Source organism: Rhizobium sp. RCC_161_2, from assembly GCF_041355235.1.
Taxonomy (GTDB): domain Bacteria; phylum Pseudomonadota; class Alphaproteobacteria; order Rhizobiales; family Rhizobiaceae; genus Rhizobium.
Genome location: NZ_JBFUPL010000003.1, coordinates 756433 through 768923 on the forward strand (window position 1 = coordinate 756433; position 12491 = coordinate 768923).

Sequence of the window (12491 nt, forward strand, 5' to 3'; positions counted from 1 at the left end):
GACGAAAGCCGCGCTTATTGGCCTTGCAAAGAGCGGCAAAGGGTGCGAGCAAGAGCCGCATGTTTCCTGCGGGTCAAGTTTTATGATCGTTTCCTTCGACATTGGCGGCACCGCCATCAAGGGCGGTATCGCCCGCTCCGCGACGGATATCACCCCGCTCGCCCGGCGCCCGACGCCGAAGGGCGATTTCGGCGAATTCGTCGCGGCCCTGCGCGACGTCATCGCTGACGCCGGCGAGACGCCAGACTGCCTCTCCTTTTCCATCGCCGGTGTGGTCGATCCCGATACCCAGGCCTTGATCTGTGCCAATATTCCCTGCATCCACGGCCGGCGTCTTGCCGCCGAGCTGGAAGCGGAACTCGGCTATCCCGTCCTGATCGCCAACGATGCCGATTGCTTCGCCATGGCGGAGGCCATGTCCGGTGCCGGCCGCGGCCACCGCATCGTCCTCGGCGCCATTCTCGGCACCGGCGTCGGTGGAGGGCTGGTGGCGGATGGCCGCCTCGTCAACGCCGCCGGCGGCTTTGCCGGCGAGTGGGGCCATGGCCCGATCATCGCTTCCTTCGCCGGCAATCCGCCGGTCGCCATCCCCGCCTATCCCTGCGGCTGCGGCCAGCAGGGCTGCGTCGACACCGTCGGCGGTGCCCGTGGTGTCGAGCGCCTGCACAAGACCCTGCACGGCCTGGAATTTTCCAGTGAGGAGATCATCAGCCAGTGGCTGGCGGGCGACGCCAATGCGGCGCGGACGATCGAGGTCCTGATCGATCTCGTCGCCTCGCCGCTGGCGCTGACCATCAATATCACCGGCGCCACCATCGTTCCCGTCGGCGGCGGCCTGTCCAATGTCGAACCGCTGCTGGAGCGGCTGGACGCGGCGGTGCGCACCCGTATCCTGCGCAAGTTCGACCGCCCGCTCGTCGTGCCGAGCCAATGCAAAGTCGAGCCCGGCCTGATCGGCGCGGCCCTACTGGGGTTGAAATTCGTCGAGGAGCGAAGCCATGCTGCTTGAGGTCTGCGTCGAGGATAGCGCAGGCCTTGCCGCCGCCATCGCTGGCGGTGCCGATCGCATCGAGCTTTGCAGCGCGCTCGCCGTTGGCGGCCTCACACCGAGCGCCGGGCTGATGGCACTGGCAGCACAGGCACCCATCCCCGCCTACGCGATGATCCGCCCGCGCGCCGGCAGTTTTGTCTACTCCGCCGATGAGCTTGCCGTCATGAAGGCCGATATCGATGCTATCAGGCAAGCGGGTTTGCCTGGTGTCGTTCTCGGCGCCTCGCTGCCGGATGGTCGCCTCAACCGCGATATGCTCGGCGCGCTCGTTGCCCATGCCAAAGGCCTCGGCAAGACATTGCACCGCGCCTTCGATCTGGTTCCCGATGTCGAGGAGGCGGTGGAACTCGCCATCTCCCTCGGCTTCGAGCGTATCTTGACCTCGGGCTGCGCCAAAACGGCCGTGGAGGGCATCGCCGTCCTCGAGCAGGCCATCACCATCGCCGCCGGCCGTATCTCGATCATGCCCGGCTCGGGCGTCAACCTCGGAACCATCGACGCGCTATGGCCACGACTGGCGATCGGTGAAGTGCATGCCTCCTGCTCCATCGCCGAAGCGGAGCCGGATGAACGCCTGCTCGCTTTCGGTTTTTCGGCACCAGCAACACGACGCACGGATGCCGCAACCGTGAGGACGCTCAAGGCGCATTTCGCCTGATCGGCAACTGCGAATTGACAAAGAAACGGTAGAATGATCAATCGTTCATAAACGTATATTCTGTAGCTATAGCCTAGCTGCGGAATGCCAAGCCATTGCAGTTAAGCAGATTTCTCCGGAGTAGCTGTAGATCTAAACCATGTCGGTGGCGCCACCTCGCAAGAAAAGCAGGGCTGTCTTTTGGATTGCGGCGATCGTCATCGGCTCGATCATTTTGGCGACGGCGCTGCTTGCCAATGACATGCGCAATCTCAGGGCGCTCGATACCCGCTATCATCTGAACCTGTTCAGCCAGCCGGCACATCCACCGCCGGCCCCTGCAGCAGCGATAGCCTCCCCGCCAGCCGACAATGCCGCCCATCCCACAACGACACCGGCCACGACTGCAGCGCAGGCTCCCATCAAGCCCGTCAAAGTGACACAGGCTGCACAGCCGGTGAAACCGGCACATGCGCATCCCTCGTCCCATATACTCGATCCGCCCGTGGATGCCCTGCGTGGTGCGTTCCTGCGAAGCTGGCGGATATCGGGCCAGACGCTCTGCGCCGACCTGACGAAATTCGGCCTGCCGGTCGGCGAATGGAAGCAGAGCGCGCTCGGCGTCGGCACGTTCGAATGCAGTCACCAGATCCAGAAGGGCGACTTCGGAAACCCGAACGCTGCGTCATTCTTCGTCATTGCCCGCGGCACGCCAACCGGTGATCTCGACAATATCCGCATCAAGGTGATCATGCCCGACAATGCCGACGGCCGCGCCATCGGCGAGACCTTCATCGACGCCGTCGTCATGCTGTTGACGGAAACCCACTGGCTTGATTTCCAGGCGGCACTCGATGCGATCGGCAAGCTGCAGGATGTGACGCAAGAGCATTTCGGCGCGAAGCTCAGCTTCTTCCGCGAATTCCAGAACGACAGGAACTTCAACCTGCAACTGGAACTGCACAGAACGACGCCCGAACAGATCCGGACGGCCATCGTCTTCGACAAGGCCCGATGGACGCTCCGCTCAGTCCCGCCCGGCAACTAGCAAATCCGCCCGCCCAGCTTCATGGACTTGCGACGAAGCGTCTCCATCCATCCACCTGCTTTTTGTTGCGCCGCATCATCGATGGTGATCATATGGGGTTGATTTCGATGGCCGGCGGAAAACCGGCTGACCACAGCATGATTCCCAAAAATGTGAAGCGGTTCTTGGATCAGATCATGCGCCAGCATTGACGTGCCGGACCTCCGATCCGGCCGTGGAAAGTTATTACGTTCCCATGGACTCGCCAGATACCGCCCCGCAAGGCCAGACCTTTGCGATCGATCGTGATCCCCGCCTGCGTTTTATCATCCCCGCCGTGGTCGCCGTTGCATTCCTGATGGAGCAGCTCGATTCGACGATCCTCGTCACCGCCGTTCCTGACATCGCCAGAAGTCTTGGCACCACGCCGGTGCGCATGAACCTCGCGGTCACGACCTATATCCTGACGCTCGCCATGTTCATCCCGGTGAGCGGCTGGTTCGCCGACCGTTTCGGCGCGCGGCGCATCTTCGCCCTGTCGCTCTTCATCTTCACGATCGGCTCGATCCTCTGCGGCCTGGCGACAAGCCTGCCGATGCTGGTCGCCACCCGCGCCCTGCAGGGCCTCGGCGGCGCGATGATGACGCCGGTCGGTCGCCTCATCCTCATCCGCAGCTTCCCGCGCAGCCAGCTCGTCACGGCGATGACCTACATGACATTGCCGGCGATCATCGGGCCGGTGATCGGCCCGCTTCTGGGTGGCTTTCTGACGACCTATCTCTCCTGGCGCTGGATCTTCTGGGTTAATCTGCCCTTCGGCATCATCGGCATGGCCATGGCGCTGAAATATATCGAGGACACCGTTCGCGATACCTCGCTCAAATTCGACTTTCCAGGCTTCATCATGGTCGGCGTCGGCTGTCTGCTGCTGCAATACGGCATCGAGAATATCGGCCGGCCGACGATCCCCATATGGGCCATCGTCGTGGTCCTCGCTGCTGCCGGCCTGCTGCTCGTCGGTTTCGTCCGCTATGCCAGGACGGCGGATTCGCCGGCGGTCGATCTCACTCTGTTCAAGCTGCGCACCTTCCGCGTCGGCACGCTTGCCGGCGGCATCTGTCGTGTCGGGCTCAACGGCGTACCATTCCTGCTGCCGCTCATGCTGCAGGTCGGCTTCGGCCTCAGCCCGATCGCCTCAGGCACGCTGACCTTCGTCAGCGCCTTGAGTTCGCTTGCCGTGCGTCCGGTCTCGTCGAAGATGCTGCGGCTGTTCGGTTTCGATCGCGTGCTGACCGCCAGCGCGATTTTCAGCGCCGGCATCGTCGCCGGCTTCGCCCTGATCGGGCCGGATACGCCGCACTGGGTCATCATCGTCTATGTCTTTGTCTTCGGCCTGGCACGCGCGGCGCAGTTCATGACCTCCAACACGCTGTCCTATTCCGATACCCCAGCCGCCCAGCTCAGCCGTGCGACCAGCCTCGGTGGCGTACTGCAGCAATTGAGTGTCAGCTTCGGCGTCTCCATCGCCGCCATGCTGCTCGGCCTGGTCACGCTTGACGGCTCCGCGCTGACGCCGGAAAAATTCCATCTGGCTTTTCTGCTGATGGCGGTGATCCCGCTGCTCGGCCTGCCGGGCTTCCTGAAGCTGCGGCCGGAAGACGGCAGGCAGGTCAGCGGCCATTACCGCCGCTCGAAGGAAACTGTTTGAAAATTGCGACTTAGTCTTCCTCGCCTACTCCGCTACTTCCATTAAAGCGCGCCTCATTGTTTTTCGGCTTGATATAACTGGAAAGAATAATTTTCTGCCAAAATAATGCGGCATAAAGATACCCAAATCCACCGACAATCAACAATATAAGCCAATATGGTGGCTCCACAAAACTGAAAATCAAGAATGCTCCCACCAAATAAGATCCAAGATATACATAGATGGATTTCTTATTTATTTCACCCATTACATATGGGTTATTCTTTTCAGGATATTTTTTCTCACTCCCATCCAAATATCGCTTATTGGTCATGTAACGCTCCCCAGCAGCCAATAAAATCTAATGTCTGCTGCTTCACGCTGCAAGCGATGACAGGCGCGGATGGACAAGATGTTCACGCAACACCAGACCGGTGCCGTCAACCTCCTGCATCAGCACATCGTAGCTCCAGAGATCGGCAAGGTGTTGCAGCACGCGCTTGGCGTCGGCATCCTCCAGAAAGCCGCCGTTCAGCACGGTATGCTTGACCAGCAGCCTGCGGTCACCGGCGAGATCGACATCGACGATCTCGATATGCGGATCGATCCAGCCGACATCATATTGCCGCGCCAGCTCGCGCCGGATGCGGCGATAGCCACGCTCGTCGTGGATCGCCGCCACCCGAAGCCCCTCCTCCTCTTCCGGATCGTCGGTGAGGTGGAACATACGCATCTTGCGCATCATGTGCGGGCTGAGGAACTGCGACACGAAACTTTCGTCGCGATAGTTGGCCCAGAGATCGCGCAGCACCGCCATGGCGTCGCCGGTACCGGCAATATCGGGGAACCATAGCCGGTCCTCGTCCCTCGGCTTGGTCACGATCCGCTCGATATCCTGCATCATCGCAAAGCCGAGCGCGTAAGGGTTGAGGCCGGAATAGCGCTGATCGTTGAAGGACGGCTGGAAGACGACATTGGTGTGGGACTTTAGGAATTCGAGAAAATCGCCGTCGCCGATGCCGCCAAGCTCATGTAGCCGCGTCATGATGCGATAGTGCACATAGGTCGCCGTGCCCTCATTCATCACCTTGGTCTGGCTTTGCGGATAGAAATATTGCGCGACGTGCCGGACGATGCGCAGGATCTCCCGCTGCCAAGGCTTCAGGCGCGGGGCCATCTTTTCGAGGAAATAGAGGATATTCTCCTGCGGCAGGCCGGCCAACGAACGCCGGCGTTCGAAATCCAGGTCGGGCATGACCTTGCCCTTTCCGACCGGAACCGTGCGCCAGAGATCGTTGAAGATCCGCTCGTCATACTCACGACGCTCGCGCTCGCGCGTTTCTTCCTCACGCAGGCTCGGCGTCTTCCTGCCGGCATAGCGATGGACACCATGCGACATCAGCGCATGCGCGGCATCGAGCGTCCGCTCGACGGCGGCATGGCCGTAGCGCTCCTCGCAACGGGTGATATAACCTTTGGCGAAGTTCAGATAGTCGAGAATGCCCTCGGCATCCGTCCAGAGCTTGAAGAGGTAATTGTTCTTGAAGAAGTGATTGTGACCGAAGGCGGCATGCGCAATCACCAGCGCCTGCATCGTCGCCGTATTCTCCTCCATCAGATAGGAGATGCAGGGCGAGCTGTTGATGACGATCTCATAGGCAAGCCCGCGCAAGCCTTTGCGGTAGAAAGCCTCGTGATGGGCGAAATGCTTGCCGAAAGACCAGTGCTTGTAGAACAGCGGCATGCCGATCGAGGAATAGACGTCGAGCATCTGCTCGGCGGTGATGATCTCGATCTGGTTGGGATAGACGTCGAGGCCGAGTTCGTCGATGGCGACCCGCTCGCAGGCATCGTGGATCCGCTGGATGGTGGAGAAGTCCCAGTCCGCACCGTCAAAAAGCCGTTCCATCGATGCTTTCGCCATTATCCGCTCCTTGTTTCCGCCGCCCGCCGCTGAAAGAGATCATGGAAGACCGGGTAGATCTGGCTGCGATCGCTGACGCGCCGCATCGACAGCACCGGCCAGCCCGCCTGAATGCGCTCATAGAGCGACCAGAGCGCCGAGCCGGAGGAGATCGCGACGCTCCGTGCCTCGCCCACTTCGAGATAGGCGAAATACTGGCTGACCGGCAGGATGGCGTCGGTCAGCAGCGCCGCCGCCGTCGCATTGTCGGAATAGGCATTGTCGCCGTCCGACGCCTGCGCGGCGTAGATGTTCCAGTCCGATGCCGGGAAGCGATCCTGGACGATCCGCCGCATCGCTTCGAGCGCGCTCGACACCTGCGTGCCGCCGGTCGCCGGACTGCGGAAGAACGTCTCCTCGTCCACCTCCTCGGCCACATCCGTATGGCGGATGAAGACGATCTCCACGCGGCGGTACTGCCGGGTCAGGAAGATGTAGAGCAGCATGTAGAAGCGCTTGGCGAGGTCCTTCATGTGTTCCGACATCGAACCGGAGACGTCCATGAGGCAGAACATCACCGCCTGCGCCACCGGCTTCGGCTCGTTCTCGAAACGGCGGTAGCGAATATCGATCGGGTCGATATAAGGAATGCGCCGAACCTTCGATTCCAATACCTTGATCTCGGCCTCGAGCGCCGCGCGGCGCTCGTCATCCTTGCACTCGGCCGCTTCCGCGGCGAGCTTGGCGACCGTCTCCGGCTTCGGGCGATGCAGCGCCACGCGCCGCATCATCGCCAGCCGCATGGTACGGTTGATGGCGAGATTGGCCGGTGATCCCGTTACCGAATAGCCGGACCGCACCGGATTGATCTGATCGGCCGACACCAGCCGCTTCTTGGCGAGATCGGGAAGCTCAAGATCGTCGAGGAAAAGATCGAGGAATTCATCGCGGGTCAGGATGAAGCGGAAGGCGTCTTCGCCGCTGCCTTCGCCGCCGGCTTTCGGCTTGCCGCCGCCGCTCTCCGGCCGTGGAAGGATGTCGCCCTCCAGGAATTCCTTGTTGCCGGGGAAAATATGCTCCCGCAGCCCCTCCGGGCCGCGATGGAACCGAGGCTCCTCGGTTCCATCTAGGGGAATGCTGATCTCGCCACCCTTCAGAATGTCCTGAATGTCGCGATTTTGAGAGGATTCATAGACCGCTCTCTGCACCAGCGCTTTTGCTCTTCGCAAAAACCGTTGACGATTTTCTAGACTTTTTCCGCCTGGGTTCAGGCGTCGGTCAACAATGTGCATTCCTTCTTCCTTGGTGGCTCATCCCGCCTGTTTCACACGCATGTACCATTCCACAAGCCGCCGAACCTGACGCTCGGTATAGCCGCGCGCCATCATGCGTTCGACGAATTCGCCATGTTTCTTTTCCGAGTCGCCGTCCTTCTTGGACCCGAACGAGATGACCGGCAGCAGATCCTCGACCTGGGAGAACATCCGCTTTTCAATGACTTCGCGGATTTTCTCATAACTCGTCCAGGAGGGATTCTTGCCGCCATGGCTCGCCCGCGCTCGCAAGCAGAACTTGACGATCTCGTTGCGGAAATCCTTCGGATTGGCGATGCCCGCCGGCTTCTCGATCTTGGTCAGCTCCTGGTTGAGAAGCTCTCGGTCCAGAAGCTGGCCAGTGTCGGGATCCTTGAAATCGACATCCTCGATCCAGGCGTCGGCGTAGTCGACATAACGGTCAAAGAGATTCTGGCCGTAGTCTGCATAGGATTCCAGATAAGCCTTCTGGATCTCATGTCCGATGAATTCCGCATAACGTGGCCCGAGCTCGCTCTTGATAAACTCTATATAGAGCTTCTCGGTTTCAAGCGGCAGTTGTTCGCGACGGATCGACTGCTCCAGCATATACATAAGATGCACCGGATCGGCGCCGATCTCCGTCGTATCGTAGTTGAAGGTCGCCGCCAGCACCTTGAAGGCGAAACGGGTAGACGCCCCATCCATGCCTTCGTCCACACCGGCCGAGTCGCGATACTCCTGCACGCTGCGCGCCCTTGGATCGGTCTCCTTCAGGCTTTCGCCGTCATAGACCCGAAGCTTGGAGAAGGCCGTCGAGTTCTCGTGCTTGGCAAGCCTCGTCAGAACCGTGAAGCGAGCGAGCGTTTCCAGCGTCGACGGTGCGCAGGGCGCATCGCTGAGTTCGGATTCCTCGATCAGCTTCTCGTAGATCTTCTGCTCTTCGGTCACCCGCAGGCAGTAAGGTACCTTGACGACGCAGATACGGTCGATGAAGGCCTCATTGTTCTTGTTGGCCTTGAACGTCTGCCATTCCGACTCGTTCGAGTGCGCCAGGATGATGCCGGAGAAGGGAATGGCGCCGATATTCTCGGTGCCGATATAATTGCTCTCCTGCGTCGCCGTCAGCAGCGGATGCAGCATCTTGATCGGCGCCTTGAACATCTCGACAAATTCGAGAATGCCCTGGTTGGCGCGGTTCAAAGCGCCGGAGTAGCTGTAGGCGTCGGGATCGTTCTGCGCCAGGCTTTCGAGCTTGCGGATATCCACCTTGCCGACCAGCGAGGAGATGTCCTGATTGTTCTCGTCGCCCGGCTCCGTCTTGGCGATGGCAATCTGCCGCAACCTGGACGGCTGTATCCTAACGACGCGGAAGCGGGAAATATCGCCCTCGAACTCTTCCAGCCGCTTCAGGCACCATGGGCTCATCAACCCGGTCAGTCGGCGGCGCGGAATGCCGTAGCGCTCCTCGATCATCGGCCCCATGGTGACGGGGTCGAAGAGGCTGAGCGGGCTTTCGAACACCGGACTGAGCTCATTGCCGGCCTTCAGCACATAGATGGGGTGGACCTCCATCAATGACTTCAGCCGCTCGGCAAGCGAGGACTTACCTCCGCCGACCGGACCGAGCAGATAGATGATCTGCTTGCGCTCCTCCAGCCCCTGCGCCGCATGGCGGAAGAAGGCGACGATACGCTCGATCGTCTCTTCCATGCCGAAGAAGCCGGCAAAGGCGGGATAGGTCCGGATCGTCCGGTTCATGAAGATACGCCCAAGGCGAGTATCCTTGGCCGTATCGATCAGCAACGGTTCTCCCATCGCGGCCAGCAAGCGCTCCGACGCATTCGCGTACATGAGCGGATCATCCCGGCACGCTTCCAGGTATTCAGAGAATGACATCTCGACTTCGCGCCGTGCTTCGAAAGAACGGGCGAACGTGTTGAATAGGACATCGTTGTTTGACATGGCGCCTCGTTGACTTGCTATTGCAGTAAACGCCGGACTTAGCGAGACACTTTCCCGCTAATATCTAAGGTGCGGTAATAGTCGCTTCGAATCAATAGGTGACCCTTCAATAATTCGTACGCTTGATTACGGCGGCCATCAATATCTTGAAAGGTTCTTTCACCGGAATTAATTTTGAATTCACTCAAAGTTGTGTGATTTTTATCCGTTCCATCAAAAGGAGCGGTCGGCAGATCGCGAAAAACGCGAATCCAGGCTCGCCCCTCCAGCCTGCCCGGCTTCATGGCATCCTAGTCGAAACAATGGGAAATTCAGGATCAGGAATACTACGGGGCATTAAAATCCCGGCTTCCATTTTCAGTCGTCCTACACACCTATTGCGATCCTGCCCGGCACTCCATGACCGCCGCAACCGCCCAACAAGATGTAGTGCCTCACTGAGGCTCAAATAATCCCGGTCGAACAGGCGGGAAAACCACGATCAAATTCGCCGCGCATCTGAAAATTTCTGTGATTTCTTGAGAAGAGTGGTGCCCAGAGCCGGAATCGAACCAGCGACACGCAAATTTTCAGCCCCCGCCTGTTCAGCCAAAAACAGCAGGTTATAAAAATAATTCTGTCAAACCCAAGCGCGGAGATCAAGCACTTGGCGGCGGTTTGTCAAACTTCCTTGCCGCCACCTTCTCCAAGCTTGGTGCGTCGCGATGACGCAGTATCAGGCATCCGCCGCGCTGCTGCGCACGCGCGCCTTGTCGCGCCCGTATGACGACCGCGACCGCTACTTTGAGACCGGACAGGGCACAAAGCCCGCGAGCAAGGCATACGAAAAGCAGTCGTCAGCACGGGCGGCTGAACGCGTTTTAGCGCGCTCCCGCCGCCGTCCCCTCACCAGCGAACAACGCTCCAAGGAAATCCGGCGTCGCCGCAAATGGGCGAGTGCAGGCAACATGCCGCCGGAGATCCGCGCCTGCTATTCCGAGGCAGAACGCGCCGCCCTCGGCGTCATCGCGGATCGTTGCCGCAAGAAGGGCTTCTGCGATCTCTGCCTCGACGAAATCGCCCGAGTGGCTGGCGTCGGGCGCACGTCGGTGCAGAACGCCATTCGCAGGGCTCGTTCGAAGGGCGTTGAGCATATCTCCGTTCGAGAGCGCCCGCAGCGGTTCGGCAAGAACCTCACCAACATCATCAAGATCGTCTCGCTGTCGTGGCGCGGCTGGATCATGCGAGCCATAGGGTTCAAAGGTTTGAGCACTTCAGTGACTCAAATAAAAACCTCTCCTTCAGAGTGCGCGGAAACTGAAAAATCGGCTTTTGAGAGGGAATACCCGGCTTCCGTCCGTGGTCCCTCAAATCGACCGCACACGTGGCAGACGCGGCCCGCCGAGAAATGGTCGTGCTACTGGCGCACCTTAACCGCAGCCCACGGCTGATTCACTAAGAGCGCGACCAATGGCCGAACTGGATAGGAACACAATCAAAAGGCTGCGCAAGCTTCTGCCTATGCTGACCAGCGATCAACCGGGAGAAGTCACCGCGACCATGGCAGCAATCTTGCGCACCCTGAGCGGTGCCGAGGCTTCGATGCACGATCTGGTCGCGGCGCTGGGCGAGCCGCAAGAGCCACGGGTGATTAAACGCATCGTATATCGTGACCGCGTCGTCGTGGAAGAGAGGATCGTTTACCGCGACCGAGAGCCAGCGGCCAAGGACGTTGCGGGCGCGGCTATGTCGGCTGGAGACGTGTTAGAGACGGCGCGGGCTCTGCTTGCGGACGCCTTCCTGCGTGATCGTGAGCGCGACTTTGTTTGCAAGATGCTGGCGCGAGCCGAGCGAGCGAGTTGTTCTCCATCACGCCGAAGCAATCCACCTGGCTTTGGGAATTGACGGTTCGTCATCGCGAGATGGAGGCAGGTCGTCGGTGACACCCTTCCCCCATTCAGGGACTGTATAAGCCGAAACACCCCTGGACGGGCCTAGGGGACTGCGCAATTTCGCCAGTTGCGCGCTTCGCAGCCGGTACACGGATACAGGTGTGCGCACGTGTTTGCACGGGTGGCAGCGGTGAGAAAATCAGGCGGCGGCCCGATTGTGACCCTATGCTGGATGTATTCTGTGGCGGTCGCGCGCCCTCCCGTACCGTCCATTCGTGAAAAGCAGCCCGCTACAACGCCGAATCAACTCGACCTTGTCATCAACAACATTCGGCAAAGTCGACCAGGATCGCCTGCCCTCCTAACGCGGCGACAACGAGTGCGGAAGTACCGGGAGAGGTCATATCCCTAGATCTACTTGCGATTAAGCAGACCTAACTCACCTCCCGCGCCCTCATACTCCATGAAAGTCGTCGGGCAGGATAGAAGCGCGGCTTTGAATTTTTGAGTAGCGTCAGCGGTCTCCCCACGTAGCAAGTGCCATTCGCCGATATAGAATATAGCCTCACAAAGGCTATCGCTGTTGGTGGCCTTCGCGGTAACGCCCTCGGGGCTCAACTCTCCAAGGAAGAGCTTATAGACTGGATAGGGCCATTTGCCTTGATCCAGCTTGCCAGCCTCAACACGAAGGTCCGTAGCCGCCCGACTATCATTACCCTGTGTCTGGGCGAGAAAGCGCCAGAGATGATAGTAAGGCGCGGCTTTCTCATCGCGTTGCGCACTGGCCGCAAAGTCGTCTGCGGCCAGCTGATACTGCCCCTGAAAATATTGCACAAATGGGTCGGCGAGATAGCCAGCACGGAGCTGGCTGACGGGCCAAAGCGACCCGAGTGCGATGACTGCGAATGCAATACTACCGACGAGTGCCGCCGCGCCGAAACGAGGATGAAACCGCTGGTGTGGCCAAACCTTAAGCAGCGCTGTTGATTTCCACTGAGAGCTGACCCGGCATTTCCACCGAGAAGTGACCCGCCTTAGGTATCGTTTGTGTTGGTCGT

At 59.8% G+C, this 12491-nt stretch carries 12 protein-coding genes and 1 pseudogene; 6 read left to right on the plus strand and 7 right to left on the minus strand.

Annotated features, from left to right (window positions below; translation table 11 throughout):
* Nucleotides 1-82 precede the first annotated feature (82 nt).
* From AB6803_RS11470 to AB6803_RS11480, 3 genes are all read left to right on the plus strand, one after another.
* Entirely contained in the window at nucleotides 83-1009 is a 927-nt protein-coding gene (locus tag AB6803_RS11470) for an ROK family protein (RefSeq protein WP_371108982.1), read from the plus strand.
* A complete protein-coding gene (locus AB6803_RS11475; RefSeq protein ID WP_371108983.1) occupies nucleotides 999-1709 on the plus strand; it encodes a copper homeostasis protein CutC in 711 nt (236 codons plus the stop codon). Before AB6803_RS11470 ends, AB6803_RS11475 begins: the two co-directional genes overlap by 11 nt.
* A 139-nt stretch (nucleotides 1710-1848) precedes the next feature.
* A complete protein-coding gene (locus AB6803_RS11480) occupies nucleotides 1849-2736 on the plus strand; it encodes a DUF6030 family protein (RefSeq protein WP_371108984.1) in 888 nt (295 codons plus the stop codon).
* Here the strand turns inward: AB6803_RS11480 and AB6803_RS11485 are convergent.
* Complete coding sequence (locus tag AB6803_RS11485; RefSeq protein WP_371108985.1) at nucleotides 2733-2924, minus strand: hypothetical protein; 192 nt, start codon at nucleotides 2922-2924, stop codon at nucleotides 2733-2735. The genes AB6803_RS11480 and AB6803_RS11485 overlap by 4 nt on opposite strands.
* 47 nt (nucleotides 2925-2971) lie before the next feature.
* Between AB6803_RS11485 and AB6803_RS11490 the strand changes: the two genes are divergently transcribed.
* On the plus strand, nucleotides 2972-4423 hold the full coding sequence (locus AB6803_RS11490) for a DHA2 family efflux MFS transporter permease subunit (protein ID WP_371108986.1): 1452 nt from the start codon (nucleotides 2972-2974) through the stop codon (nucleotides 4421-4423).
* 10 nt (nucleotides 4424-4433) lie between these two features.
* On the opposite strand, the gene AB6803_RS11495 is transcribed toward AB6803_RS11490, so the two are convergent.
* From AB6803_RS11495 to AB6803_RS11515, 5 genes are read right to left on the minus strand one after another with little or no spacing between them, the layout of a single operon-like run.
* On the minus strand, nucleotides 4434-4736 hold the full coding sequence (locus AB6803_RS11495) for a hypothetical protein (protein WP_371108987.1): 303 nt from the start codon (nucleotides 4734-4736) through the stop codon (nucleotides 4434-4436).
* A gap of 42 nt (nucleotides 4737-4778) precedes the next feature.
* Nucleotides 4779-6326 carry a SpoVR family protein gene (locus tag AB6803_RS11500; protein WP_371108988.1) on the minus strand — a complete coding sequence of 516 codons (1548 nt, stop codon included), beginning with the start codon at nucleotides 6324-6326 and terminating at the stop codon, nucleotides 4779-4781.
* Complete coding sequence (locus tag AB6803_RS11505) at nucleotides 6326-7597, minus strand: YeaH/YhbH family protein (protein ID WP_371108989.1); 1272 nt, start codon at nucleotides 7595-7597, stop codon at nucleotides 6326-6328. The genes AB6803_RS11500 and AB6803_RS11505 overlap by 1 nt, the downstream gene beginning before the upstream one ends.
* Before the next feature lie 18 nt (nucleotides 7598-7615).
* The gene (locus AB6803_RS11510) at nucleotides 7616-9562 is read right to left on the minus strand and encodes a PrkA family serine protein kinase (protein WP_007699128.1); all 1947 of its coding nucleotides are present in this window, start codon (nucleotides 9560-9562) and stop codon (nucleotides 7616-7618) included.
* A gap of 38 nt (nucleotides 9563-9600) precedes the next feature.
* A complete protein-coding gene (locus AB6803_RS11515; RefSeq protein WP_371108990.1) occupies nucleotides 9601-9846 on the minus strand; it encodes a hypothetical protein in 246 nt (81 codons plus the stop codon).
* Nucleotides 9847-10266: 420 nt separating this feature from the next.
* On the opposite strand from AB6803_RS11515, the gene AB6803_RS11520 reads away from it, so the two are divergent.
* Together AB6803_RS11520 and AB6803_RS11525 are read left to right on the plus strand one after the other, a co-directional pair.
* Nucleotides 10267-10992 carry a hypothetical protein gene (locus AB6803_RS11520; RefSeq protein ID WP_371108991.1) on the plus strand — a complete coding sequence of 242 codons (726 nt, stop codon included), beginning with the start codon at nucleotides 10267-10269 and terminating at the stop codon, nucleotides 10990-10992.
* A gap of 19 nt (nucleotides 10993-11011) precedes the next feature.
* Nucleotides 11012-11446 (plus strand): hypothetical protein, encoded by a 435-nt coding sequence (locus tag AB6803_RS11525; protein WP_371108992.1) that lies wholly within the window; start codon nucleotides 11012-11014, stop codon nucleotides 11444-11446.
* A 401-nt stretch (nucleotides 11447-11847) separates the two neighbouring features.
* On the opposite strand, the pseudogene AB6803_RS11530 reads toward AB6803_RS11525, so the two are convergent.
* Nucleotides 11848-12491 (minus strand): annotated as a pseudogene (locus AB6803_RS11530) (hypothetical protein); the annotation flags it as partial.

What these genes read in the sequence shown, in the direction of transcription:
- AB6803_RS11480 (WP_371108984.1), top strand. Translation starts at nt 1,849, where the DNA reads ATGTCGGTGGCGCCACCTCGCAAGAAAAGCAGGGCTGTCTTTTGGATT.
- AB6803_RS11505 (WP_371108989.1), bottom strand. Translation starts at nt 7,597, where the DNA reads ATGCACATTGTTGACCGACGCCTGAACCCAGGCGGAAAAAGTCTAGAA.
- AB6803_RS11525 (WP_371108992.1), top strand. Translation starts at nt 11,012, where the DNA reads ATGGCCGAACTGGATAGGAACACAATCAAAAGGCTGCGCAAGCTTCTG.
- AB6803_RS11495 (WP_371108987.1), bottom strand. Translation starts at nt 4,736, where the DNA reads ATGACCAATAAGCGATATTTGGATGGGAGTGAGAAAAAATATCCTGAA.
- AB6803_RS11475 (WP_371108983.1), top strand. Translation starts at nt 999, where the DNA reads ATGCTGCTTGAGGTCTGCGTCGAGGATAGCGCAGGCCTTGCCGCCGCC.
- AB6803_RS11490 (WP_371108986.1), top strand. Translation starts at nt 2,972, where the DNA reads ATGGACTCGCCAGATACCGCCCCGCAAGGCCAGACCTTTGCGATCGAT.
- AB6803_RS11515 (WP_371108990.1), bottom strand. Translation starts at nt 9,846, where the DNA reads ATGAAGCCGGGCAGGCTGGAGGGGCGAGCCTGGATTCGCGTTTTTCGC.
- AB6803_RS11510 (WP_007699128.1), bottom strand. Translation starts at nt 9,562, where the DNA reads ATGTCAAACAACGATGTCCTATTCAACACGTTCGCCCGTTCTTTCGAA.
- AB6803_RS11500 (WP_371108988.1), bottom strand. Translation starts at nt 6,326, where the DNA reads ATGGCGAAAGCATCGATGGAACGGCTTTTTGACGGTGCGGACTGGGAC.
- AB6803_RS11485 (WP_371108985.1), bottom strand. Translation starts at nt 2,924, where the DNA reads ATGCTGGCGCATGATCTGATCCAAGAACCGCTTCACATTTTTGGGAAT.
- AB6803_RS11470 (WP_371108982.1), top strand. Translation starts at nt 83, where the DNA reads ATGATCGTTTCCTTCGACATTGGCGGCACCGCCATCAAGGGCGGTATC.
- AB6803_RS11520 (WP_371108991.1), top strand. Translation starts at nt 10,267, where the DNA reads ATGACGCAGTATCAGGCATCCGCCGCGCTGCTGCGCACGCGCGCCTTG.